This is a genomic window from Trinickia sp. (assembly GCF_051954495.1).
Lineage (GTDB): Bacteria > Pseudomonadota > Gammaproteobacteria > Burkholderiales > Burkholderiaceae > Trinickia.
Genome location: NZ_JBQCHR010000029.1, coordinates 1 through 24,257 on the forward strand (window position 1 = coordinate 1; position 24,257 = coordinate 24,257).

A 24,257-nucleotide genomic window follows, 5' to 3' on the forward strand; every position below is an offset into this window, starting at 1 on the left:
GCGCGATTCGCGCCGAGCAAGGCCTGTATGTATCGAGCCATCCGGCATCAGCTAAACAACCGATGGATGTGCGGCAAGCGAGCAGCCAACTCGTCAATGCGGAAAGCGTGATCGAAGCGTTGTCGGATGCGAGCGCCGCGCATCAGGCGGAACCGTTGAAGGACGGCTACGACTCGCTCAAAGCCTTCACCGACGCGACGCAAAAGGCTGTAGCGGGCGATGCCTCGGGTGCGGGCCGAACCGCAGGCGGGGGCACGGGCAACGCGAACGGCTTCGCCGAGCCGATCATGTTGGTGGCGAGCCCCTCGGGTATTGCGCTCTCGACGCAGCAATCGACGAGCATTGCAGCGGACAAGCACGTGAACATCGTCAGCGGCGCGAGCACGCATATCGCGAGTGGCAAATCGCTGATCGCTTCGATCGGCGAGAAGCTGAGCCTGTTCGTGCAGAACGCCGGGATGAAGCTATTCGCGGCGAAGGGCAAGATCGAAGTGCAGGCGCACTCAGATGACATTGAACTGACTGCGCAGAAAGGGCTGAAGGTCGTTGCTGCGACGCAGACGGTGGAGATGGCCGGCAAGCGTGAGGTCTTGCTGACCTCGGGCGGTGCTTACATCCGCATCAAAGATGGCAACATCGAGATTCATGCGCCGGGCTCGGTCGACGTCAAGGGCGCGAGCCGTCTTTTCAACGGACCCACGCATATTTCACAAACCATGCCGACCCTGCCCGAATCAAAGGGTGCATACGATCAGGCTTTTGTCGCCCATTGGCACGGTACCGATATTCCCGCTGCCGGCGTACGCTATCAAATACTTTCCGGGGACCGCGTCGTCCTAGCTGAAGGGATAACGAATGAGCGTGGCGAAACGTCGCTCGTGCAAAGCCATGTCCCGCAGGACGCGCACGTCCGCTTTTTGGAGAACAAGTGATGGCCGAGCAGGAACAATCTGTCCTCGGGGAGGGGAACTCGATGCTTACCCCCGTTGACCACAAGATCAGACCGACTGTCCAAGTTGGTGCTTGCAACAAGGAGGTACCGCCTGCCGCTCCGTCGATTTTGGGCAAATGTCCGTACTACTATCAGCCGCTGCATGGCGCGTATCTAGAGACGGTCGAGAAGGTTAGCGTTTCGAGCGCGTGGGAAACGGTAAAGGCATTCGCTACGTCTTGGGATCCATGGAAAGACAAGGATGTAGCCCGCCGTCTCCTGCACCGGCGTGAGCAGTTGATCGCGCCGGAAAGCACTGACTCCGATTGGTCGCGCCATGGCAACTTCATGATGCGGCACATCGGATGCGGACATAAGCCTCCTTCGTATTACGTCAGTTATGGGTATTACTATTGCTCCACCTACGGTGCTAAGTTGTATCCGAAATTGGGTCCTCAAGGGCAAGCTTGGTTGCGAAATGCAAGAAAATTGTTGCAAGCAAACATGGAGGACGGTTTGTGTCAAAATATGTTGGGTGACGTGATTCAAATTAATAGTCTGAAGCCGGGAAACGGCAGCTTTACTATGACCGTACCGCAATACGATCTTGAACTTGTTGACGAAAGATTCAAAACCTTTGCGTTCAAAACACATCCGATGGCATATTTGGATGGTGGTCTTGCAGACCTTCCGTTATCCGATCTAATCAAGATTACGGCGCAGCCCAATATTCAGGAGTGGGGCGATACGCGGACTTGGGGGCAAGCGATCGACAGCGGTATGGTGGTATTGCCGGCCATGATAAATCGCTCGGATATTGACGACCCAGTCGGTAAGGCACTCGGTCGCTTACTAGCAAAGTGATATGCGAAACTCGAAGCGATGGATGATGCTATTGGGTGGGCTGGCATTGCTGGCTGCCTTAACTTATGAGTATAAGAGTATGGCGACGGGATTCGAAACGATTTCGACCACTTTCGGAAGAGGCGATAAACCCTACGGCGGCGGAGCATTCCGCATTCGAGGAAATGACGTTATCAGCCTCAAGATCGCCGGCCCGGAGCTGAAATTCAAGCCGACAAACGAACTCAAGAGTTCCGATGTCGCGGAGTTTACCGAACCGTGGATGGACGATCCCTCTGAGCGCCTGAATCGACGGACCGTTGTGTTTTTGAAGGGGTCTCTCGATGCAGGAGTGACCCGAACGTTTCAGCACCCGGGTCAGAACGCGGCGTGGTGGTATTCAAAAGATTGGCGGACGATTTATGTCAGTACCGGATGGATGGACTATAAAACGCCGAAACCATCGAACGGACTAGTTCCTCAAACGACGACGCTATGGCGCTCCGGAGACGGCGGCGAGACGTGGTCTCGACTGGACTGGCGCGAGGACCATAACATCGGGCGGTTGCTGTTTCTGGATGCGCAACGCGGCTATGCAATCGGATGGGGACCCCATGTCTGGCGTACTGCGGACGGTGGGCAGTCTTGGAACGAAATCGACCCTCCACCGCTCGCCAACATCGGACGGCCTCGCAAAACGTTCGATGCCGTTAACCTCGGGCCCGATGGCGTGCTGCGAGTCGCCTACTATGTCGAACAGTTGGGAGATATCAAAGCCTCCGCCGTGGTCTACAGAATGGCGTGGGGCCAACCGAACTTTGAGCAGGACGTCGTCCTGCCGAATCAAACGGTGGTCGATCTCCAATCTTCCCTCCAAGCCACGGCGGGTTACTCCGTGTATGCGCTTTCCCGACTCGGGTCGCCGCGCAACGTGGATGACGCTGGTGACGACGGGCATCGCGTGGGTGCGCTTTCGGTCTGGAATGGCGTTCAACGGGCCAATGCCGAGCAGTTGCATACGTTCGGCAAACGGCTGATGCTCGACGGTCTTAGCGTAGGCAAGCAAGGCTTGCTGCTCGTCTATGCAACGGACGCGAGCGGTTCGGGCGCGCCGCGTGACGTTACCTTCCTTAGCCAGGATTCTGGAAAGTCGTGGAGGGAAGACGACGACGGCACCGCGCAAGGCGGATATTTCGATCCTGATACAAACACCCAATATCTGCTGTTCGGCTATACGTTGAAGAAGCGCAAGCTATAGGAATCCGCGTGTTCGCGCCGTCCGACTATTCGTCATATAGACGAAATGCACGCGGGCTTGGCCCCGCTGCAGGTCGCAACGGTGAGCCGCGCGACTTGATCGCTGCCGCGATCCACACCGATCATCGCCCTCGATAGGGTGCCCCCATGTCATCCCCCCGACATACGTTTCATCGACGATTTCGGATCGTCGACCGAAGGCTGTCGTGAGTGTGCTCGCGCCGGTCGGCGCATAAGAATCCAACCGACCCATGGAGAGACTCATGTCACGCTTTTCAAGCATTGCGCTGGCTGCCGCGTTCGCTTTCGGCGCCAGCTCCGCTGCACACGCCGTCGATCTCGTCGCCGTCGGCCAACTGAGCGGCACGATAGCCGACCGTTCAAGCGAAACGGCGGGCAAGCTCGAAAACGGCGTGCCGGGCAATCTCCTGGGCGGCTTTGGGTCCGGCATGACCTACGCAGGCTGCGAAACATTCCTCGCCGTGCCCGATCGCGGCCCGAACGCGGTCTCGTACAACGCGGCCATCGACGATACGGCGTCGTACATCAACCGCTTCCACACATTGCATTTGCACCTGTCGTCTGCCCCGGCGGGCTCGGCGCTGCCGCTGACGCTCTCGCCCGAGTTGCGCGCCACGACGCTGCTCCACACGAACGATCGCCTCGTCTACGGCTCGGGCGCCGCGGCGGGCGTGCCTGACGGCGCGCCCGCACTGAATCGAACGCATCACACGCATTACTTCACGGGCCGCTCGGACAACTTCGACCCAGCCAAGCCCTCGAGCAATCCGCTCGACGCGCGCCTCGATCCCGAAAGCATCCGCGTGAGCAACGACGGCGAGAGCGTCTATATCTCCGACGAATACGGCCCACACATCTATCGCTTCGACCGCCGCACAGGCCGTCGTATCGATGTCATTCGCGTGCCGGAGTCGTTCGCCGTTTCGACGCTGAGCGCCATGGGCAGTCATGAAATAAGCGAGAACACGTCGGGCCGCGTCGCCAACAAGGGCATGGAAGGCCTCGCCATCGCTCCGGACGGCAAGACGCTTTTCGGCGTGATGCAAAGCCCGCTTCTGCAAGACGGCGGGACGAGCGGCTCATTGACGCGCATCGTGCGCATCGATCTGCGCAGCGGCAAGACGCAGCAATTCGCCTATCCGTTGACGAACATCGGCACGGCCGCGAAGCCCAAGTATCCGACGATCAGCGAGGCCGTAGCCGTCAACGATCATCAACTGCTTATAGACGAGCGCGACGGGAAGGGCTTCGGCGACGATTCGAGCGCCTCTTTCAAGAAGATTTTCCTCGTAGACCTCGCCGGCGCCCAGGACGTCAGCCAGGCGAGCGGCGAAGCGGGGCTCGCCCCGTACGCGCTGACGAAGACGCTGTTTCTCGACGTGGTGGCGACGCTGGGCAAGCACGGTATCGCACCCACGGAGATCCCGGCAAAACTCGAAACGCTAACGTTCGGCTACGACGTGACGATCGGCGGCGTGAAAAAGCACACGCTCTTCATCGCGAACGACAACGACTTCATCGGCACGGTGACCGACACGCATCATCCGAACGGCGCATCGAATCCGAATCAGTTCTTTGCCTTCGCATTCGATACCGCCGAATTGCCGAGTTTCGAGCCGCAACATCTACATGGCCGAGTCTGCCGGGGCGGACACCACGATCATGATCACGACGAGTGAGCGCGCGTCATGTAGTGAACGACGTTGGTTGTCGTTCTTGAGGTAGTGTGCGAGGTAGGCCGTCACACGCTCGATGGCGTCCTCGCGCGCCGCGGGATATCGGGCCCATGTTGAGCCTTGTCGTTGCACCAGCCCGGATAGAAAGCGACGGCGGCCCGAAAGTCGCTCTCCGGCTGTTCGGGTTCATTCGTTCCTTGTGCTTCTTCGGTCGATGCTGTGCAGGCCCTTGCGGGCCGTTATTCGTTCGTCTCCACGCCTTCGGCGTCGCCTTACCTATCAACCTAGATAGGCAAAGGGTCAGAGGTGGAATCGATGCACTAAGCTCAATTCGGCCTCGTACGAATCCATTACCGTAACGGCAACGGACGGGTTTTTGTGCGCGCAGCCGCTCCTCCAGGTGCGCATTCGGACGCGGGCCAAAAAAGCAGCCGGTACGTCATCTGAATTGGCTTCATCGGAAAAATCAGAAGCAGAAAAGATGGGTTCAAACGTTGGTGTCAGCCGTTTCACGGGCGGTCGTGCCTCGTCCGCCACCGCGCGCAGTGCGGCGAAACCAGGGCTGAAGCACGCCGCACGTTACCAAGGAGATCAGGAGCTACCATGGCCACACCTCTTACGACTAGTACGTTTCAAGAAGCGGATTTCTCGAAGCTGTCAGTGAGCCCGACGACCGATTGGGCAAACCTCGGCGGTCAATTTCGAGGCTTGCCGACGCCGATCTACTATTCGGGATCGCTTTTCGCATTCACGCGCAATCTCGACAACCGGCTCGGGATGTGCAAGATCGATCCGAGCGGGACAAAAGGCACTTGGAGCACGTACGGCGGCACGCTCACCTACAGTCCCGCGGCGGCGTTGTCGCAGAACGGCTCGATTGCGGTAATCGGACGCATGCAGTCCGGACAGATTCAAATCAGCTACATCAATCCGTTCCAAGGCATCTACACGCCGTGGGTCGCGATTACGGGCGCGCCATCGGGCACGAACTTCACCGGTCCGGTTCAACTCGTGCAAAACACGAATGCGCGGCTCGAAGCGTTCGCGCTCGATACGAGCGGAAATCTTTGGCATGCCTGGGAGACTTCGGTCGGCAGCAGCCCGAAGTGGTCGTCGTGGAGCCATCTAGGCAGCGGCTTCAACGCGACGCAAATCGAGTTCCCGGTGTTTCTCCTGCAAGGCGGCCCCAACAAGGGATGTCTGCAAGCCGTGCTGATCGGCAATCAACCCAACATGTATCAGTCGACTCAATACGCCGGCGGAGGCTACGACTCGTGGAGCCCCTTCACCGTCGTCGGCACGACGATCCAGCCCGATTCGCCGCCCCAGTTCGCCAATGGCCCCGCGGCCAACTTCGACACGAATTTGCAAAACGCGGCCTATGCCGGATACAACGCCAATGCCGGCGTTGCCCAAAACCCCCTCGTCTATTGCGCGCCGCCCAGCTTCCCGCAATGGGGGCCGATCAACAACGTCACGGCTGACCAGTATCCGATTTCCAACGCCGCGCCGGTCATGCTGTCGAACGGCGGTGTCGCGAACTTGGCTTGGGCGACGCCGAGCGGCCAGGTATGCCTCGTGACCGAGGCGATCACGGCGAATAACTTCTGGTCCAACACCATTCAGCAGGTAGGCAGTGCGAATCCGCAGTTCACGGGCCAGATGAGCGCGATCGTCAACAACGGCGTCGATGGGCTGTTCATGCTCGTCGCAGACGGGTCGCTCGCCTTCATCAATTACCTGCCGCAATAATCGCATGTGACGCGCATGTGATGCACTTGCAGTGGCGCGTCGAGCGGCGCTAGTCGTCGGGGAGGGCGGCGTCGTTCGACGCGTTCGTCGACGCGAGCATGGATGGCTTGGGCGCAGCCGCTTCGATGGCCTCGTCGATGACGAGGCCGAGCAAGTGGCGCTGCGACGCCGTCAACTCGACCTGGGCGGCAAATCGATCGACAGCCGCGCGGATGGTGTTCGACCGTTGCTGGCGGGCGGGCGTCGTAATGGTGCGCGGCGGGAGCGGCGTCACCGTGCCTGTTTCTGTGCTCATTGCGCTCTTCCAATCATTCAGCATGAATGCGCGCTTGGAACGCAAGGAGCATGCCGTGTGTGCCCGGTTGGGCCGCAGCGACGCCGCAATGGCTAGCGTGACGGCTGATCTGCACAAAACGTTTCATTTCTGAAACAAAAAAGCGCGCACCGGATATTTCCTGGTGCGCGCTTTTTTTGGGGCAATCGACGCCCTCAACAGCGAAAGAACCGGCCTAGTCGGCCGCTCAAACTTCCGCGCCGGCGTTCGGATCGTTCGGATCGTAACGCGGCTTCTTATCCTTGAGCAGATCTTCCCGCTTCACGCCGAGCCACATCGCCAACGCCGCGGCCACGAATACCGACGAGTAGATGCCGAAGCAGATGCCGATCGTCAGCGCGAGCGCGAAGTAGTGCAGCGTCGGGCCGCCGAACAGGAACATCGAGAGCACCATCATCTGCGTACAGCCGTGCGTGATGATCGTGCGCGACATCGTGCTCGTGATCGCGTGGTTGATGACTTCCATGACCGTCATCTTGCGTTCCCGGCGGAACGTTTCGCGGATCCGGTCGAAAATCACGACCGATTCGTTCACCGAGTAGCCGAGCACGGCCAGCACGGCAGCGAGCACCGACAGCGAGAACTCCCATTGGAAGAACGCGAAGAAGCCGAGAATGATCACGACGTCATGCAAGTTCGCGATGATGCCGGCAATGGCGTACTTCCATTCGAAGCGGAACGACAGATAGATGACGATGCCCGCGACGACGCACGCGAGCGCGAGCAGCCCGTTGGTGGCGAGTTCCTTGCCCACCTGCGGGCCGACGAACTCGACGCGCTGCAATTGCGCCGCCGCGTCCTGGGCCTTGAGCCCCGCCATGACCTGATCGCTCTGCTGGGCCGACGTGAGGCCCTGCTTGAGCGGCAGCCGGATCATCACGTCGCGCGAGGTGCCGAACGTTTGCACCTGGGCGTCGCCGTAGCCGAGCGTGTCGAGCGTCTTGCGCACCGGGTCGAGCTGCACGGCCTGCGGGTACTGCACTTCGATGACGGTGCCGCCCGTGAACTCCACCGATAGGTGCAGCCCGCGATGCAGCAAGAAGAACACCGCCGCGAAGAACGTCAGGAACGAGATCGCGTTGAAGATCAACGCGCGTTGCATGAACGGGATGTCTTTGCGGATGCGGAAGAATTCCATGATTGTGTCTCCGGTCCGAACCTGTTAGCGGGACGAGCCCGGTTTGCGCGGCGCGGCGCCGTCGCCCGCTCGATTGCGCAGAACCGGCTTCGCACCGCCGCGTCCGCTCTTGCCCTTCGGCTGAGCGGCGATGGCCTTCGTTGCGCGCACGGTATCGGTGTCGGCGTCCACCTCGTTGCTCACCTGCGGGTAGGGCGCGCCTTCGCCGGCCGGGCGCCAAACCTGGCCGATCGCGAGCGACTTGAGCTTCTTCTTGCCGCCGTACCAGGCGTTGACGAGGCCACGCGAGAAGAACACGGCCGAGAACATCGACGTCAAGATGCCGATACAGTGCACGACCGCGAAGCCGCGGACAGGGCCCGAGCCGAACGCCAAAAGCGCAAGGCCGGCGATCAGCGTCGTGACGTTCGAGTCGAGAATCGTCGCCCAAGCGTGCGCGTAGCCGTTCTGAATCGCGAGTTGCGGCGGCGCGCCGTGGCGCAATTCTTCGCGTACGCGCTCGTTGATGAGCACGTTCGCGTCGATCGCCATACCGAGCGCGAGCGCGATAGCCGCGATGCCGGGCAGCGTCAACGTGGCTTGCAGCATCGACAGCACGGCCACGAGCAGCAGCAGGTTGACCGACAGCCCGATGACCGAGACGAGGCCGAACAGCAAGTAGTAGGCAATCATGAATACGGTGATCGCGGCGAAGCCGTAGACGACCGAATCGAAGCCCTTCTTGATGTTGTCGGCGCCGAGGCTCGGGCCGATCGTGCGCTCTTCGATGATGTCCATCGGCGCGGCGAGCGAGCCCGCGCGCAGCAGCAGCGCAAGGTCGGCGGCTGCTTGCGGCGTGGGCTGACCCGTAATCTGGAAGCGATCGCCGAGTTCGGACTGGATCGTCGCGACCGTCAGCACTTGCCCCTTGCCCTTTTCGAACAGCACCATCGCCATCGGCTTGCCGATGTTGTCTCGCGAAACGTCCCGCACGGCGCGGCCCGCCGACGAGTTCAAGCGGATGTTGACCGACGGACGCTGGTGCTCGTCGAAGCCGGCCGAGGCGTCGATGATGCTGTCGCCCGTGAAGATCACTTGCTTGCGCAGCAGCACCGGCGCTTGGCTGCCTTCGGTGAAGAGCTCGTCCCCCGCCGGAACCGCTTCGCCGGGCGCCGGGTGCGTATTGACCGGATCGGCCAGACGCGCTTCGAGCGTGGCCGTGCGGCCGATGATTTCCTTCGCCTTCGCCGTGTCCTGCACGCCGGGCAGTTCGACGACGATACGATCGGCGCCTTGCTGCTGAATGACGGGCTCGGCCACGCCGAGCTCGTTCACGCGGTTGTGCAGCGTCGTGATGTTCTGCTTGACGGCCGCTTCCTCGACCGCGTTCAGCTGCGCCGGCGCGAACGTGCCGACGACCTGCACGCCGCCGCTCGCGGCCGCGCGCGTGGTCCATTGCAGTTCCGTGATGCCGCGCGTGAGCTGGGTACGAGCCGAATCGGCCGTGGCCTGATCGGCGAACTCGATGACGACCGACTGATTGACCCGGTTCACGCCGCCGTCGCGGATGTTGTTGTCGCGCAGGAGCGTGCGCGCATCGGACGCATCGGAGTCGAGCCGCTTGTTGAGCGCGCCCGCCATGTCGATCTGCATCAGGAAGTGAACGCCGCCGCGCAAGTCGAGGCCCAGATACATCGGCAGCGCGTGCAACGCGCTCAGCCAGCGCGGCGACGCGCTTTGCAGATTCAGGGCGACGACGAACTGCGGATCGCTGGGATCGGGGTTCAGCGCCTTTTGCAGCACGTCCTTCACGCGCAGCTGCGTGTCGGTGTCCTTCAGGCGGACGCGAATGTTGGCGTTCGCCGCGGCGCTGTCGTACGTGACGTCGTCAGGCGTGATTTTATTCGCCGTGAGCGCGGCTTCGACCTCGGTGAGGGTCGAGGTGTCGAGCTTGACCGTCGCCTTGCCGCTCAGCACCTGCACGGCCGGCGCTTCGCCGAAAAAGTTGGGCAATGTGTACAGAAGGCCGATAGCGAGTGCCACGGCCATCACGACATATTTCCAAAGGGGGTAGCGATTCATGGGAAAGCCGAACGGGTGGGTTGGCGTGTGGACGATACGCGCCGCGCGCCTGCCGGGCCGCGCTGTTTCGCGCTGGGCCGGGCAGGGCGGCGAGCCGCGTTAGAGCGACTTGATCGTGCCTTTCGGGAGAATCGTCGTGACGGCCGACTTTTGCACGGTGATTTCCGTGCCTTCGGAGATTTCGATGCCGATGTACGCTTCGCCGACCTTCGTCACCTTGCCGACGAGGCCGCCGTTCGTCACGACTTCATCGCCCTTGGCCATGGCCGAGAGCATGTTGCGATGCTCCTTTTGGCGCTTCATTTGCGGGCGAATCATGATGAAGTAAAGCACCGCGAACATGAGGATGAGCGGCAGGAAGCTCATCAGGCTCGACTCGGCGCCGCCGCCGGTTGCGCCTTGCGCGAATGCATTGGAAATCAGCGACACGTTGGTTTCTCCGTAAATGGCGATCGGAATGATCTGAAGCGATCGAAAAATAGCCGCGTATTTTACCACCAGCGCTTACGGAGACGGCCGCGCGCGTTCGCCGGCCTCCCGCTGTCTCAAGCGCGCGCCAGTTCCCACGCCGCGCGCCGCCTGACCGGACCCCCTCTCGCTAGTCCACGCCGCGCGCCCGTTCGTCTCGAAAACGCAGACGAAATGCCTCGAATGCACCCGCGTCGATGGCGTCGCGAATCTCGCTCATGAGTTCGAGATAGTAGTGAAGGTTGTGGATCGTATTCAGTTGCGCGCCGAGGATTTCGCCCACCCGGTGCAAGTGATGCAGGTAGCCGCGCGTGAAATGGCGGCAGGTGTAGCAGCCGCAGGTTTCGTCGAGCGGGCGCAGCGAATTCTTGTGAGTGGCGTTGCGGATCTTGACGTCGCCGAAGCGCGTGAACAGCCAGCCGTTGCGGGCATTGCGCGTGGGCATCACGCAGTCGAACATGTCGATGCCCGCGGCGACGCCGGCCACGAGGTCCTCGGGCGTGCCCACGCCCATCAGGTAGTGCGGCTTGTCGGCCGGCAGCTTCGGCCCGACGTGCTCGAGCACGCGCATCATGTCCTCTTTCGGCTCGCCGACGGACAGCCCGCCGATGGCCAGGCCGTGAAAGCCCAGTTCCGAGAGGCCGGCGAGCGATTCGTCGCGCAGGTCTTCGAACATGCCGCCTTGGACGATGCCGAACAGCGCGTTCGGATTGCCGAGCCGGTTGAATTCGTCGATCGAGCGCTTGGCCCAGCGCAGCGACATGCGCATCGACGCGGCGGCGTCGTCATGGCTCGTCGGCACGCCGTCGGTCGCATACGGCGTGCACTCGTCGAACTGCATGACGATGTCGGAGTTCAGCACCTTTTGAATTTGCATCGACACTTCGGGCGAGAGGAACAGCTTGTCGCCGTTCACGGGCGAGGCGAACGTGACGCCGTCTTCGGTGATCTTGCGCAGATCGCCAAGTGAAAACACTTGGAAGCCGCCCGAATCGGTCAAGATCGGCCGGCGCCAGCCCATGAAGCCGTGCAGCCCGCCGTGCGCCGCGACGGTGTCGAGCCCCGGGCGCAGCCAGAGGTGGAACGTGTTGCCGAGGATGATTTGCGCTTGGATTTCCTCGAGCTCGCGCGGCTGGATCGCCTTGACCGTGCCGTAGGTGCCGACCGGCATGAAGATCGGCGTTTCGACCACGCCGTGATTGAGCGTCAAGCGGCCGCGGCGCGCGTGGCCGTCGGTCTTGAGCAGTTCGAATTGGAGGCCGGGCAGATCCGCAGCGGAAGGCGTCGCGCAGTCGAAGCAGTCTTGGCCGACGTGATCGTCGTGATCGTCGTGGTGATGGCCCTGGGTCATGCAAAGCTCCTTTTGCCACCGGAGAACAGTCCGGCGCAGGGAAAAGAGCGCCGCCGGATCGAACCGGCGGCGCGAGAAATGAGGGCGGGCAATTCGCCCATCCCGTATGGCGCTTCAGCTATCGGCGCGGGTCAGCAACATGGCGTCGCCGTAGCTGAAAAAACGATAACGCTGCTCGATCGCATGCCGGTAGGCTTCGCGGATGGCTTCCACGCCCGCGAAGGCGCTGACGAGCATCAGCAGCGTCGATTTCGGCAAATGAAAATTCGTGACGAGCCGATCGACGACGCGGAACCGATAACCGGGCGTGATGAAGATATCGGTTTCGGCCGAGGTTGCCGCGAGCGGCCGGCCTGCGGCTTCGGCGTCGCGCGCCGCGGCTTCGAGTGCGCGCATCGACGTCGTGCCCACCGCGATCACGCGCGAGCCGCGCGCGCGCGCGGCCGCGATTTTGTCGACGAGCGTTTGCGGCAGGTGGTACCACTCGGTGTGCATCTTGTGCTCGGCGATGTTTTCCACGCGCACGGGCTGGAACGTTCCGGCGCCCACGTGAAGCGTGAGCGTCGCGCGCTCCACGCCTTGCGCATCGAGCTGCGCCAGCAGGGCTTCGTCGAAGTGCAAGCCCGCCGTGGGCGCGGCGACGGCGCCCGGATTCTGCGCAAAAACGGTCTGGTAGCGCGTTTCGTCGGTGGCGTCCGGATCGTGCTCGATGTAGGGCGGCAGCGGCAGCCGGCCGTATCGCTCGATCAGCGTGAGGCAGTCGTCGGGAAAATGCAGCGTGTAGAACGGCTCGACGCGCTCGCCCACCGTGACGTCGAAGGCGTCGGCGAGCTTGAGCGTCGTGCCCGGCGAAGGGCTCTTGCTGGCGCGGATCTGTGCCAGCGCGCTGCGCTCGCCCGTCAGGCGCTCGATGAGCACCTCGATTTTCCCGCCGCTGGCCTTTTGACCGAAGAAGCGGGCCTTGAGTACTTTGGTATCGTTGAAGACCAGCAAGTCGCCGGGGGCCAGGCACTGGGGCAGCTCGGCGAAGCGCCGGTCGGCGAGGCGCGCGGGCGTGGCCGCCGTGTCGACTTCGAGCAGGCGGCTTGCGCTGCGCTCGCGCAGCGCCGTTTGCGCAATCAGCTCGGGCGGAAGATTGAAATCGAAATCGGAAAGCGTGAACATGCTGCGTTGATTGGAGGCGAGGACGCGGCGAGACGGCTCACGAGCCGTTATGATCGCGAAACGCGATGCCGATGCGGCCCCGCATGCCGTTCGTCAAAATAAACCGATATTGTACTTGCCAGCAGAGTGATGCCGTTGCCCCGATTGCGCCCGCCCGATCACGACGAAGAAGCGTTGCCGACTCCGCCCTCCCGGCCGGGGCGCCTGGCGGCGCGGGACGCGCAAGCGCCGGCCGCCGATGAACCCGGCGAGGCATCTGCCCGCAAGTCTGCCGCTAAGGAAGCCGCGAAGCAGGCCGCCAAGCCGGCCAAGCCGGCGAAAACGGTCGACAAGCTCGCCAAGCTGGGCCTCACGCGCGCCATCGATCTCGTCCTGCATTTGCCGATGCGATACGAAGACGAAACGACGCTCACCCCCATCGGCGAACTGCTGCCCGGCGAGACGGCGCAAACCGAAGGTGTCGTGGTCGACAACGAGATTGCCTACCGGCCGCGCCGCCAGCTCGTCGTGAAGCTGCGCGACGCGCAAGGCGACGAGCTTTCGCTGCGGTTTCTCAATTTTTACGGGTCGCAGGTCAAGCAGATGGCGCTCGGCGTGCGGCTGCGCGTGCGCGGCGACGTGCGAGGCGGCTTCTTCGGGCTCGAAATGGTTCATCCGACGGTGCGCCCCGTCGAAGAGGACGCGCCGTTGCCGCAAGCGCTCACGCCCGTGTATCCGAGTACGGCCGGCGTATCGCAAGCCTATTTGCGCAAGGCGATCGACAACGCGCTCGCCCACACCCCGTTGCCGGAAATCTTGCCCGAGGGCATTGCCGAGCAGTACTGTCGGCCGTTGGCGCTGCCGCCGCTCGCCGAGGCCGTGCGGGTGCTGCACCACCCCAGCGCCAGCGCCGACGAGGCGGCGTTGATCGACGGCACGCACCCGGCGTGGACGCGAATCAAGTTCGACGAACTGCTCGCGCAGCAGCTCTCGCTCAAGCGCGCGCACGAAGAGCGGCGCGCGCGCTCGGCGCCGTCGATGCCGCGCGGGGCGGGCGGCGCGACGCTCGTCGCGAAGCTGTTGGCCGCGCTGCCGTTCAAGCTGACGCAGGCGCAGGCGCGCGTGGTCTCCGAGATCGCCGCCGATCTGGACGCGCCACACCCGATGCAGCGGCTCTTGCAGGGCGACGTGGGCAGCGGCAAGACCGTCGTCGCGGCGCTCGCGGCGGCCCAGGCGATCGATTGCGGCTACCAGGCGGCGATGATGGCGCCGACGGAAATTCTCGCCGAGCAGCATGCGCGCAAGTTGCGCGGCTGGCTCGAGCCGCTTGGCGTGACCGTCGCCTGGCTCGCGGGCAGCCTCAAGGCGAAGGAGAAGCGAGCGGCCGTGGAGGCGGCGGCCTCGGGCGCGGCGCAGCTCGTGATCGGCACGCACGCGATCATTCAAGACACCGTGGAATTCGCCCGGCTCGGGCTCGTCATCGTCGACGAACAGCATCGCTTCGGCGTCGCTCAGCGGCTCGCGTTGCGCGCGAAGGCTGACCGAGCGGCGGACGGCAAGGCGGCGTTCCAGCCGCATCAGCTGATGATGTCGGCCACGCCGATTCCGCGCACGTTGGCGATGACCTATTACGCCGATCTCGACGTGTCGACGATCGACGAGCTGCCCCCCGGGCGCACGCCGATCGTCACGAAGCTGATTTCCGACGCGCGTCGCGACGAGGTCATCGCGCGCGTGCGGGAGGCCGCGCTGACGGGGCGGCAGGTGTACTGGGTGTGCCCGCTCATCGAGGAAAGCGAGACGCTGCAGCTGCAGACGGCCATCGAGACCTTCGAAACGCTGGTGCAGGCCTTGCCCGAGCTGCGCGTCGGCCTCGTGCACGGGCGCTTGCCGCCTGCCGAGAAGGCAGCGGTGATGGATGCTTTCTCACGTAACGAGGTTCAGTTGCTCGTGGCGACGACGGTGATCGAAGTGGGCGTGGACGTGCCCAATGCGTCGCTGATGGTGATCGAGCACGCGGAGCGGTTCGGCCTGGCTCAGCTGCATCAGTTGCGAGGGCGCGTGGGGCGCGGCAGCGCGGCTTCCATTTGCGTGCTGCTCTATAGCAACCCTTTGTCGTTGACGGCGCGCGAGCGATTGAAGACGATGCGCGAAACGACCGACGGCTTCGAGATCGCACGGCGCGATCTCGAGATCCGAGGCCCCGGCGAATTTCTCGGGGCGCGCCAATCGGGCGCGGCGATGCTGCGCTTCGCGAGCTTGGAGAACGACGCTTGGCTCATCGAGCCGGCCCGCGAAGCGGCGGCCCGGCTCATCGCCGATTACCCCGACGTCGTCCTCCAGCATCTGGCGCGCTGGCTCGGCGGCAGGGAGCAATTCTTGAAGGCATGAGTCTAAGGGACCGATGCGGCCGCCGATGCGCCGCGGGCCCGCACGAACGGCTCGCGACACCCGCCAAGTGGTGCGAAACGCCCGCGGCAGGCGCGTGCGGCCCTAGGCACGCAGCCCTGTTGGCGAATCGGCGAGTCGGGTGTATAAGATAAACCTATCGATTTCTACGCCTGATTGGTCCCCCAATGACGCTCACCGAACTGAAATACATCGTGGCGGTTGCCCGCGAGCGGCATTTCGGCCGTGCCGCCGAGGCGTGCTTCGTCAGCCAGCCCACGTTGTCCGTGGCGATCAAGAAGCTCGAGGACGAGCTGAACGTGCAGATTTTCGAGCGCGGCACGAGCGAAGTGAGCGTTACGCCGATCGGCGAGCAGATCGTGACGCAGGCTCAGCGCGTGCTCGAACAGACGCTCGCCATCAAGGAGATCGCCAAGCAGGGCAAGGACCCGCTCGTGGGGCCGCTGCGACTGGGCGTCATTTATACGATCGGGCCGTATCTGCTGCCCACGCTCGTCAAGCAGATGATCAAAAATGTCCCGCAGATGCCGCTGATGCTGCAGGAGAATTACACGCTCAAGCTCATCGAGCTGCTCAAGCAGGGCGAGATCGATGTCGCGATCATGGCGCTGCCGTTTCCGGAAACGGGGCTCATGGTGCGCCCGCTCTATGACGAGCCGTTCGTCGTCGCGCTGCCCGCGGGGCACGCCTGGGAGTCGCGCAAGAAGATCGACGCGACCGATCTGAAGCAGGAAACGATGCTGCTGCTCGGCAACGGCCATTGCTTCCGCGATCACGTGCTGGGCGTCTGCCCGGAACTCATGCGGTTTTCGCAAACGGCGGACGGCATTCAGAAGACCTTCGAAGGCTCCTCGCTCGAGACGATTCGGCACATGGTCGCAAGCGGCGTGGGCATCACCGTCTTGCCCCGCATGTCGGTGCAGGAAGTCCGAGCGCACGCCGGCGGCCCCGACGCCGGGCTGCTCAGCTACGTGCCGTTCGACGAGCCGGTGCCCGACCGGCGCGTCGTGCTCGCCTGGCGCAAGAGCTTCACGCGTATGCCGGCCATCGACGCCATCAGCGAGGCCATCGCCTCATGCGAGTTGCCGGGCGTGGTCAAGCTCGACATGCCGGCCGTGGTCAATTGACTGGGCGCCGTGGCCGCCGTGGCCCCGAGTTTTCTGCGGATGGGCGCCCCGATTCCTGGCCCTACTATCGAATAGATAAAAACAATCAAATATGATTATTCGATAGCTTCACATACTCTTCATGGACCGAATGACCAACGATCCATGAGGACTTCAGGATGACCGACCGCAAACTCACGACCGCCGCCGGGGCTCCCGTCGCCGACAACCAGAATTCGCTGACCGCCGGCGCGCGCGGCCCGATCGCCCTGCAGGATGTTTGGCTGCTCGAAAAACTCGCGCATTTCGATCGCGAGGTCATTCCCGAGCGGCGCGTGCATGCGAAAGGATCGGGGGCGTTCGGCCGGTTCGTCGTGACGCATGACATCAGCCGGTACACCAAAGCAAAAATCTTCAGCGAGATCGGTAAGGAAACGCCGCTCTTCATGCGCTTTTCGACCGTGGCGGGGGAACGCGGAGCCGCCGACGCCGAGCGCGACGTGCGCGGCTTCTCGATCAAGTTCTATACGGAAGAGGGCAACTGGGACGTGGTTGGCAACAACACGCCGGTGTTCTTCATTCGCGACCCGCTGAAATTCCCCGACTTCATCCACTCGCAAAAGCGCGACCCGTACACCAACTTGCGCAGCAACATCGCTGCGTGGGACTTCTGGACGCGCCATCCGGAGTCGCTGCATCAGGTCACGATCCTGATGAGCGATCGCGGTATCCCGCGCAACTACCGGCAGCAGCACGGCTTCGGTTCGCACACGTTCTCGTTCGTCAATGAAGGCGGCGAGCGTTTTTGGGTGAAGTTTCACTTCAAGTCGTTGAATGGCGTCGAGAACTACACCGACGAAGAAGCGGCGCAAGTGATCGCCCGCGACCGCGAGAGCGCGCAGCGCGATTTGATTCAAAGCATCGACGACGGCCAATTTCCGAAATGGGCGTTCCGGATCCAGATCATGCCCGAAGCCGATGCGGCCAAGGTGTCGTACAACCCGTTCGATATTACGAAGGTGTGGCCGCACAAGGACTACCCGCTCATCGACGTGGGCGTCATCGAACTGAATCGCAATGCGGGCAATTATTTCTCCGACGTCGAGCAGGCGGCTTTCACGCCCGCCAACGTGGTGCCCGGCATCGGCTTTTCGCCCGACCGCTTGCTGCAGGGACGCCTCTTTTCATACGGCGATGCGCAGCGCTACCGGCTCGGCGTCAATCATCATCAGATTCCCGTGAATGCGCCGAAGTGTCCTTTCCATCATTCGTTCCACCGCGATGGGGCGATGCGCACGGACGGCAACCTCGGCGGCACGGCGAACTACGAGCCGAACCGGTTCGGCGAGTTCGCGCAGGATAGCCGAGCCGCGGAGCCGCCGCTTGCGGCGGGCGCCGTCGATCGTTACGACCATCGCGAGGACGGCGACTACTATAGCCAGCCCGGCGCGCTGTTCCGCCTGTTCGACGAGGCCGAGCGCCAACGATTGTTCGAGAACATCGCGCGCCATATCGACGGAGTGCCGCAGGAGATCGTCGCTCGCGCGCTCGAGCATTTCCGTCGGGCCGACGCGGCATACGGCGACGGGGTGGCCGCCGCGATCGAGCGGCGCCAAGCCGCGCGAGCGAAATAGCATGCATGATCCGAAGCAGCGGTGCGGTGTCACGGAACCGGCACTGTTTTACTCGCCTGGGCTACACTTGCGGTCGTAGTTGTCCTACTGAATTGCGTCGGCTGCATTCGTTGATCGATGCGCGATCGCAGCCGGCGGGTTCGGTTCTCAGTGTTCCCGTTTCTCCGTCTCTCCGTTTCGCTTGATCCTTGGAAGGAATCGCCATGGCAAAGAAAAACACCGCAGTGCAAATCGACATCGGCATCAGCGACAAGGACCGCAAGAAGATCGCGGATGGTTTGTCGCGCCTGCTTGCCGATACCTATACGCTTTACCTGAAGACCCATAACTTTCATTGGAATGTCACGGGCCCGATGTTCAACACGCTGCACCTGATGTTCGAAGGCCAATACAACGAGCTTGCGCTGGCTGTCGACGCGATTGCGGAGCGCATTCGCGCGCTGGGCGTGCACGCCCCGGGCAGCTACAAGGATTTCGCGAAGCTGTCGTCGATCCCTGAGGCCGACGGTGTGCCGGCTGCGGAAGAGATGATTCGCCAGCTCGTGCAAGGCCAAGAGGCCGTGGCGCGCACCGCGCGCGAAGTGTTCACGGCTGCCGACGCCGCCAACGATCAGCCCACGGCCGATCTGCTGACGCAGCGCCTGCAGACGCACGAGAAAACCGCGTGGATGTTGCGCTCGATGCTCGCGTAACACGGCTGACTTAGCCGCGCATGTTTTTCATGACCGAGGGCCTCCCATAGGGGAGGCCCTCGGCTTTTGAGCGCGAGGCACTACAATACGGCGATCGTTCCCAGCCTTCGCCGTCTCGCTCATTTCGCTCATGTACGCGCCCTTGCTCGACCGTCTCCCGCTGTATTTGCGCTTGATCCGCATGGACAAGCCGATTGGCAGCCTGCTGCTGCTCTGGCCCACGCTCAATGCGCTGTGGATCGCCTCGAACGGTCGGCCCTCGCCGGTGTTGCTTCTCATCTTCGTCGTCGGCACCGTGCTCATGCGTTCCGCCGGCTGCGCGATCAACGACTACGCCGATCGCGACTTCGACCGCCACGTCAAACGCACCGAAGCTCGACCGTTGACATCCGGCAAGATTCACGCATGGGAAGCGGTGGCGATCGCGGTCGGCTTGTCGATCGTCTCGTTCCTGCTGATCTTGCCGCTCAACGGATTGACGAAGGAATTATCGGTGGCGGCGTTGTTCGTGGCCGGCAGCTATCCGTTCACGAAGCGTTTCTTCGCGATTCCTCAGGCGTATCTGGGCATCGCGTTCGGCTTCGGCATCCCGATGGCGTTCGCTGCCGTGCAAAACCATGTGCCGATGCTCGCGTGGATCATGCTCGCGGCGAATGTGTTCTGGTCGGTGGCGTATGACACCGAGTATGCAATGGTCGATCGCGACGACGACATCAAGATCGGCATTCGCACGTCGGCGCTGACGTTCGGCCGCTTCGACGTGGCAGCCGTCATGCTCTGCTATGCGGCCACGCTCGGGATCTATGCGGCGATCGGCGCGGCGTTGCATTTCGGCTGGGTGTATTGGGCCTGCTGGGCGGCTGCACTCGGATGCGCGCTCTATCACTACACGCTGATTCGCGCGCGTGAGCGGATGCCGTGCTTCAAGGCGTTTCTGCACAACAATTGGCTCGGCGGCGTGCTGTTTGCCGGCATCGCCGCGCATTACGCGGTGTCGGGATTCTGATTGGCGGCGCGAAGACGCCGGTCGAACCGGCGCTGACCGGTTCGACTTTGCGCGAGTCGGCTATTGACGACCCAGCTCGTCGCCCATTTCCTTGGCGCGTGCGTCCGCGGCGAGCACACCTTTCACGATCGCCCCCTTGATGCCTTGGGCGTCGAAGGCGGCGAGCGCGGCGGCCGTCGTGCCGCCCTTGGAAGTCACGCGCTCGCGCAAGACAGCGGCGCTTTCATCCGATTGCACGGCCAGCTGCGCCGCGCCGGCGAACGTGCCGAGCGCGAGCGCGCGGCCTTCCGCTTCGCTCAGACCGAGGCTGCGTGCCGCTTCCTGCATCGCTTCGATGAAATAAAACACATACGCCGGGCCGCTGCCCGAGATCGCCGTGACCGCGTCGATCTTCGCTTCGTTGTCGAACCACACCGTTGTGCCGACCGCGCCGAGGACATCGGACACCAGACTGCGGCCTGCTTCGTCGACGCCTTCCAATGCGACGAGACCCGTGACGCCTTGTCCGATCAATGCCGGGGTGTTCGGCATCGCACGCACGACGCGCGTGTAGTTGCCAAGCCAACGCGACAGGTCGGCGCCCCGAATGCCGGCAGCGATGCTGACGACGAGTTGCGTCGACAGATGCGGTGCGAGCGCGGACGCCACCGTCTTGAGCACCTGCGGCTTGACCGCGAGCACGATGGCATCGAAGCCGCGCAGCGTCTCATCGGCTTGCTCGCCGGTTGCAATGCCGAACTGTGCTCGAGTGCGGGTGCGGGCGTCTTCGTTGACGTCGATGGCGTAGAGGTCCGCGGGGGCGACGCCGCGCTTGATCAAGCCGCCGATCAGTGCCGCGGCCATATTGCCGCCGCCGATGAATGCGATCTTCATGATGTTGGAAACGTGGGAAGGAGGGGGCAGCGGCCGATTATAGACCGCCGCCCCGGGCCGTTCAGTCAGGTGCAACCCGAAGGGGTGCAACCTAGCGCGTAGTGGACGCTGAGTGCCGAGTGATGCTGAATGACTGCCTAGTGCGAATAGTCGCGCTTACCGAAGATGGCGGTGCCGATGCGGACGATCGTCGCGCCTTCGAGCACGGCCGCTTCGAGGTCTGCCGACATACCCATCGACAACGTATCGAGCGAGAGCCCTTGCGCGCTCAGTGCCTCATAGAGTTGCCGCAGCGTGCGATGCGGCGTGCGTTGCGCCTCCAAGCCTTCGACCGGCTCGGGAATCGACATCAGACCGCGCAGACGCAGCTTCGGCAACGCGGCGATCTCGCTAGCGAGCGCGGGCGCGTCTTCGAGTGAAACACCGCTTTTCGAGGCCTCGCCGCTCACGTTCACCTGCAGGCAGACGTTCAGCGGCGGTAGGGTATCGGGCCGTTGCTCGGATAAGCGTTGCGCGATCTTGAGGCGATCGACGGAGTGGACCCAGTCGAAATGCTCGGCGACGGGGCGTGTCTTGTTCGATTGCAGCGGACCGATGAAATGCCATTCGAGCTTCGCGCGCAAATCGGCGAGCGCTTCGATCTTCGCGATGGATTCTTGAACGTAGTTTTCGCCGAAGGCGCGTTGGCCCGCTTCGAATGCGGCTCGGACGTCTTCAGCGGGGAATGTTTTCGAGACGGCCAGCAGGCGGACTGCGTCGGGCGAGCGGTTGGCTGCATGCGCGGCATCGGCGATGCGACGGTGAACGTCCAATAGGTGATCGGCGATATGGGACATGAGTTCGGCGTGAGCGTGGGCTCGGAGTCAGTCGCAAATTATACGGCTCCACGTACGCTGCTGCGCCCACCCCTCACCCATAAATCAAATGCTCGACCAACTCGATCCAATGGGCGACAGGCATCGACGTCCCGCTTTGCAAATGAGCGATACACCCGACGTTCGCCGAGACGATCATCTGCGGCTCGAGCGCTTCCAAATTTCGCAGCTTCTTATCGCGCAGCGTATAAGACAGCGCCGGCTGCGTGACCGAATACGTACCTGCGGAGCCGCAACACAGATGGCTGTCCACCGGCAGGCGCGTATCGACGCCGAGCGATCCTAGCAAGTGCTCCACCGTTCCTCGGATCTGCTGCCCGTGCTGCAGCGTGCAGGGCGGATGAAACGCCACGGTATGCACGCCGCGTCGACGCGCGAGCACCGCGAGCTCACCCTCGAAACCCGCCAACACTTCGGCGATATCGCGAGAGAGTTCCGTGATGCGGCGCGCCTTCTCGGCATAGGCCGGATCGTTGCGCAGCAAGTGACCGTATTCCTTGACCGTCGCGCCGCAACCCGACGCGTTGATCACGATCGCCTCGATGCCGGCTTCGACGTGCGGCCACCAAGCGTCGATGTTGCGCCGTACATCGTCGAGCGCTTCGTCCCGGTAGCCGAGATGCAATCGAATGGCGCCGCAACATCCGGCCTCGGCCTCGATTACCGTTTCGATGCCGAGCGCGTGCAGGACGCGCGCCGTCGCGATATTGATGTTCGGCAGCATGGCCGGCTGCACGCAACCGGCCAGCATCAACATGCGACGCGCGGCGGCCGGATGGGTTGCATCGACGCCGGCATCGGCCGCGGCGTTCGACTTGGCGTGAATGGCCGGCGCGGTGTCTTTGGTCGGCCACTCGAGCAGGCGTTGGCGCGATGGAATCTTGTCCCGCAGCCGCCGCGGCAGGAACGGGCGCACGAGTTGCCCGAGCCTCATGGCGGGCGCGAATACGGCGCTGTTGGGAAGCACGCTCGCGAGTACTCGCCGCAGCAGTTGCTGGCCGAACGGCCGCGGCACGTTCGCTTCCACGTGCTGTCGTCCGATCTCGACGAGCCGCCCATATTGCACGCCGGAAGGGCACGTCGTTTCGCAGCTTCGGCAGGTCAGACATCGATCGAGATGCAATTGCGTGCTACGCGTGACGCTCGCGCCTTCCACCATCTGCTTGATGAGGTAGATGCGCCCACGGGGGCCGTCGAGTTCATCGCCCAGCAACTGATAGGTCGGACACGTAGCCGTGCAAAAGCCACAGTGCACGCACTTGCGCAAGATCGCATCGGCTTCCTCGCCGTCAGCCGTATCGCGGATGAAGTCTGCAAGTCGGGTTTGCATCGCTTCGCTCTATTCCTTGCTCGATCGCGTGGTTCGTGAGTGGTGCACTTCGCTCCTTCGAAACGAAAAAGCCGGCGTCAGAAGTCGGGATACATGCGGGCGCGATTGAACACGCGCGCCGGGTCGAACGCGGCCTTCAACCCGCGATGGATCTTCATGAGCGGCGTCGGCAGCGGCGTGAAGACGCCCACGCTGCGATCGAAGGTTCGGCCCGCCCTAAAAATCGTCGCGTGTCCGCCCGCCTGCTTGGCGCTGATGCGCACCGTTTGCGCATCGGTATCGGTGATCCACCACCGCTGCGCGCCGCCCCATTCCATCAATTGCGCGCCGGGCAGCTGCAACGGTTCGGTAATCGAAGGCAAGGCGAGGCGCCAGAGCGCCGCGTTCGGCGGAATCGAGGCGAAAAAGGGATCGGTCTGCTCGCGCAAGCCTTCCCAGAAGCGCTCCGCTTCGACGGCGTCGACCACTTCGCCGCCGATCATATTGCGGGCCGCCTTGACGCCGCTCTCGGCGCCGGACAAGCGCACCGCGAGCGTGCCGTTGCGCCATGCGCTGGCCGTGATGGGCAGCGGGCGGCCGCCCCATTCGTTGAGCTTGCGTACTGCGTCGGTGCCGTTGGTGTCGAATTTGAGCGTGGCTTCCACGGCGGGGCGCGGCATCACCTTGATCGATAGATCGAGAATGAGCCCCAGCGTGCCGAGCGAGCCGGCCATGAGCCGAGCCACGTCGTAGCCCGCGACGTTCTTGACGACCTGACCGCCGAAGCTCAGGAGCTCGCCCGCGCCGTTCATGATCTTGGCCCCGAGCACGAAGTCGCGGGCGGCGCCGGCTTGTGCCCGGCGCGGCCCCGAGATCCCGGCCGCGATGCAGCCGCCTAGCGTCGATGCGCGGCCGAAGTGCGGCGGCTCGAACGCCAGCATTTGATCGTGTTCCGCGAGCGCCGCTTCGATCTCGGCCAGCGGCGTGCCGCAACGCGCCGTGATGACGAGCTCCGCCGGGTCGTATGCGATGATCCCCCGATACGCACGCGTATCGAGTATCTCGCCCTGCAACTGCTGGCCGTACCAGTCCTTGGTGCCGGCGCCGCGCAAACGCAGTGGGCGCGCCTCGGCCGTGGCCGTCCGGATCCGTTCGGACCAGTAGGCCACGATGTCCTCTTCTTGCATGGCTTCCCGCTTCGTCGTGTCGTTCATCCGGTGCGCCGGCTTTTCGCAAGTCATGCCGTGATGGTCAGATTGTACCGACCGAGCGCGCCGAGACAAGCCGCGGCGGGCCTGCCTAGGGGTAATCACGTGTCTCCACGAAGGCGAGCGAGGCGCTCCAGCGGCGGCCGATGCGAGCGAGCCGCGGCCCAGCC

Annotated in this window: 20 protein-coding genes; 10 read left to right on the forward strand and 10 right to left on the reverse strand. The window is 63.2% G+C overall.

Annotated features, from left to right (window positions below; genetic code table 11):
* The 5 genes from ACTHNR_RS03840 to ACTHNR_RS03860 form a co-directional block, all read left to right on the forward strand.
* On the forward strand, positions 1–932 hold a 932-nt coding region (locus tag ACTHNR_RS03840; protein ID WP_440546151.1), incomplete at its 5' end, for a DUF2345 domain-containing protein.
* Complete coding sequence (locus ACTHNR_RS03845) at positions 932–1,795, forward strand: hypothetical protein (RefSeq protein ID WP_440546152.1); 864 nt, start codon at positions 932–934, stop codon at positions 1,793–1,795. The genes ACTHNR_RS03840 and ACTHNR_RS03845, both read left to right, overlap by 1 nt.
* Positions 1,796–1,820: 25 nt before the next feature.
* A complete protein-coding gene (locus ACTHNR_RS03850; protein ID WP_440546239.1) occupies positions 1,821–3,032 on the forward strand; it encodes a WD40/YVTN/BNR-like repeat-containing protein in 1,212 nt (403 codons plus the stop codon).
* Between the two features lie 262 nt (positions 3,033–3,294).
* On the forward strand, positions 3,295–4,731 hold the full coding sequence (locus tag ACTHNR_RS03855) for an esterase-like activity of phytase family protein (RefSeq protein WP_440546154.1): 1,437 nt from the start codon (positions 3,295–3,297) through the stop codon (positions 4,729–4,731).
* 600 nt (positions 4,732–5,331) lie between these two features.
* Complete coding sequence (locus ACTHNR_RS03860) at positions 5,332–6,480, forward strand: hypothetical protein (RefSeq protein WP_440546155.1); 1,149 nt, start codon at positions 5,332–5,334, stop codon at positions 6,478–6,480.
* 49 nt (positions 6,481–6,529) lie between these two features.
* Here ACTHNR_RS03860 and ACTHNR_RS03865 read toward each other — a convergent pair whose 3' ends face one another.
* The 6 genes from ACTHNR_RS03865 to queA all read right to left on the reverse strand — a co-directional run bounded on the left by ACTHNR_RS03865 (position 6,530) and on the right by queA (position 12,996).
* Positions 6,530–6,775 (reverse strand): hypothetical protein, encoded by a 246-nt coding sequence (locus tag ACTHNR_RS03865; protein WP_440546157.1) that lies wholly within the window; start codon positions 6,773–6,775, stop codon positions 6,530–6,532.
* A gap of 226 nt (positions 6,776–7,001) precedes the next feature.
* Positions 7,002–7,952: a protein translocase subunit SecF gene (gene secF, locus ACTHNR_RS03870; protein ID WP_440546158.1), complete on the reverse strand. Its 951-nt coding sequence runs from the start codon at positions 7,950–7,952 to the stop codon at positions 7,002–7,004.
* A gap of 24 nt (positions 7,953–7,976) precedes the next feature.
* Positions 7,977–10,013 (reverse strand): protein translocase subunit SecD, encoded by a 2,037-nt coding sequence (gene secD / locus ACTHNR_RS03875; RefSeq protein ID WP_440546160.1) that lies wholly within the window; start codon positions 10,011–10,013, stop codon positions 7,977–7,979.
* 99 nt (positions 10,014–10,112) lie between these two features.
* The gene (gene yajC / locus ACTHNR_RS03880; protein ID WP_440546161.1) at positions 10,113–10,442 is read right to left on the reverse strand and encodes a preprotein translocase subunit YajC; all 330 of its coding nucleotides are present in this window, start codon (positions 10,440–10,442) and stop codon (positions 10,113–10,115) included.
* 169 nt (positions 10,443–10,611) lie between these two features.
* A complete protein-coding gene (gene tgt / locus ACTHNR_RS03885) occupies positions 10,612–11,832 on the reverse strand; it encodes a tRNA guanosine(34) transglycosylase Tgt (RefSeq protein ID WP_440546162.1) in 1,221 nt (406 codons plus the stop codon).
* Positions 11,833–11,946: 114 nt separating this feature from the next.
* Entirely contained in the window at positions 11,947–12,996 is a 1,050-nt protein-coding gene (queA, locus tag ACTHNR_RS03890; RefSeq protein ID WP_440546163.1) for a tRNA preQ1(34) S-adenosylmethionine ribosyltransferase-isomerase QueA, read from the reverse strand.
* Between the two features lie 129 nt (positions 12,997–13,125).
* Between queA and recG the strand changes: the two genes are divergently transcribed.
* From recG to ubiA, 5 genes are all read left to right on the forward strand, one after another.
* A complete protein-coding gene (recG, locus tag ACTHNR_RS03895) occupies positions 13,126–15,366 on the forward strand; it encodes an ATP-dependent DNA helicase RecG (protein WP_440546164.1) in 2,241 nt (746 codons plus the stop codon).
* A 185-nt stretch (positions 15,367–15,551) separates the two neighbouring features.
* The gene (locus ACTHNR_RS03900) at positions 15,552–16,511 is read left to right on the forward strand and encodes a LysR substrate-binding domain-containing protein (RefSeq protein ID WP_440546165.1); all 960 of its coding nucleotides are present in this window, start codon (positions 15,552–15,554) and stop codon (positions 16,509–16,511) included.
* A gap of 158 nt (positions 16,512–16,669) precedes the next feature.
* Positions 16,670–18,124 (forward strand): catalase, encoded by a 1,455-nt coding sequence (locus tag ACTHNR_RS03905; protein WP_440546166.1) that lies wholly within the window; start codon positions 16,670–16,672, stop codon positions 18,122–18,124.
* 203 nt (positions 18,125–18,327) lie between these two features.
* The gene (locus ACTHNR_RS03910) at positions 18,328–18,816 is read left to right on the forward strand and encodes a Dps family protein (protein ID WP_440546167.1); all 489 of its coding nucleotides are present in this window, start codon (positions 18,328–18,330) and stop codon (positions 18,814–18,816) included.
* Between the two features lie 142 nt (positions 18,817–18,958).
* Complete coding sequence (gene ubiA / locus ACTHNR_RS03915; RefSeq protein ID WP_440546168.1) at positions 18,959–19,822, forward strand: 4-hydroxybenzoate octaprenyltransferase; 864 nt, start codon at positions 18,959–18,961, stop codon at positions 19,820–19,822.
* A gap of 60 nt (positions 19,823–19,882) precedes the next feature.
* On the opposite strand, the gene proC is transcribed toward ubiA, so the two are convergent.
* From proC to glcE, 4 genes are all read right to left on the reverse strand, one after another.
* The gene (proC, locus tag ACTHNR_RS03920) at positions 19,883–20,695 is read right to left on the reverse strand and encodes a pyrroline-5-carboxylate reductase (RefSeq protein WP_440546169.1); all 813 of its coding nucleotides are present in this window, start codon (positions 20,693–20,695) and stop codon (positions 19,883–19,885) included.
* 137 nt (positions 20,696–20,832) lie between these two features.
* Positions 20,833–21,531 carry a YggS family pyridoxal phosphate-dependent enzyme gene (locus tag ACTHNR_RS03925; protein WP_440546171.1) on the reverse strand — a complete coding sequence of 233 codons (699 nt, stop codon included), beginning with the start codon at positions 21,529–21,531 and terminating at the stop codon, positions 20,833–20,835.
* A gap of 73 nt (positions 21,532–21,604) precedes the next feature.
* The gene (gene glcF, locus ACTHNR_RS03930; protein ID WP_440546172.1) at positions 21,605–22,900 is read right to left on the reverse strand and encodes a glycolate oxidase subunit GlcF; all 1,296 of its coding nucleotides are present in this window, start codon (positions 22,898–22,900) and stop codon (positions 21,605–21,607) included.
* A gap of 77 nt (positions 22,901–22,977) precedes the next feature.
* Positions 22,978–24,066, reverse strand: coding sequence for a glycolate oxidase subunit GlcE (gene glcE, locus ACTHNR_RS03935; RefSeq protein ID WP_440546241.1), 1,089 nt, complete (start codon positions 24,064–24,066; stop codon positions 22,978–22,980).
* Positions 24,067–24,257 lie beyond the last annotated feature (191 nt).

What these genes read in the sequence shown, in the direction of transcription:
- ACTHNR_RS03905 (WP_440546166.1), top strand. Translation starts at nt 16,670, where the DNA reads ATGACCGACCGCAAACTCACGACCGCCGCCGGGGCTCCCGTCGCCGAC.
- ACTHNR_RS03865 (WP_440546157.1), bottom strand. Translation starts at nt 6,775, where the DNA reads ATGAGCACAGAAACAGGCACGGTGACGCCGCTCCCGCCGCGCACCATT.
- ACTHNR_RS03910 (WP_440546167.1), top strand. Translation starts at nt 18,328, where the DNA reads ATGGCAAAGAAAAACACCGCAGTGCAAATCGACATCGGCATCAGCGAC.
- proC (WP_440546169.1), bottom strand. Translation starts at nt 20,695, where the DNA reads ATGAAGATCGCATTCATCGGCGGCGGCAATATGGCCGCGGCACTGATC.
- ACTHNR_RS03860 (WP_440546155.1), top strand. Translation starts at nt 5,332, where the DNA reads ATGGCCACACCTCTTACGACTAGTACGTTTCAAGAAGCGGATTTCTCG.
- ACTHNR_RS03900 (WP_440546165.1), top strand. Translation starts at nt 15,552, where the DNA reads ATGACGCTCACCGAACTGAAATACATCGTGGCGGTTGCCCGCGAGCGG.
- ACTHNR_RS03855 (WP_440546154.1), top strand. Translation starts at nt 3,295, where the DNA reads ATGTCACGCTTTTCAAGCATTGCGCTGGCTGCCGCGTTCGCTTTCGGC.
- glcE (WP_440546241.1), bottom strand. Translation starts at nt 24,066, where the DNA reads ATGCAAGAAGAGGACATCGTGGCCTACTGGTCCGAACGGATCCGGACG.
- glcF (WP_440546172.1), bottom strand. Translation starts at nt 22,900, where the DNA reads ATGCAAACCCGACTTGCAGACTTCATCCGCGATACGGCTGACGGCGAG.
- recG (WP_440546164.1), top strand. Translation starts at nt 13,126, where the DNA reads ATGCCGTTGCCCCGATTGCGCCCGCCCGATCACGACGAAGAAGCGTTG.
- ACTHNR_RS03845 (WP_440546152.1), top strand. Translation starts at nt 932, where the DNA reads ATGGCCGAGCAGGAACAATCTGTCCTCGGGGAGGGGAACTCGATGCTT.
- secF (WP_440546158.1), bottom strand. Translation starts at nt 7,952, where the DNA reads ATGGAATTCTTCCGCATCCGCAAAGACATCCCGTTCATGCAACGCGCG.
- ACTHNR_RS03925 (WP_440546171.1), bottom strand. Translation starts at nt 21,531, where the DNA reads ATGTCCCATATCGCCGATCACCTATTGGACGTTCACCGTCGCATCGCC.
- tgt (WP_440546162.1), bottom strand. Translation starts at nt 11,832, where the DNA reads ATGACCCAGGGCCATCACCACGACGATCACGACGATCACGTCGGCCAA.
- secD (WP_440546160.1), bottom strand. Translation starts at nt 10,013, where the DNA reads ATGAATCGCTACCCCCTTTGGAAATATGTCGTGATGGCCGTGGCACTC.
- ACTHNR_RS03850 (WP_440546239.1), top strand. Translation starts at nt 1,821, where the DNA reads ATGCTATTGGGTGGGCTGGCATTGCTGGCTGCCTTAACTTATGAGTAT.
- queA (WP_440546163.1), bottom strand. Translation starts at nt 12,996, where the DNA reads ATGTTCACGCTTTCCGATTTCGATTTCAATCTTCCGCCCGAGCTGATT.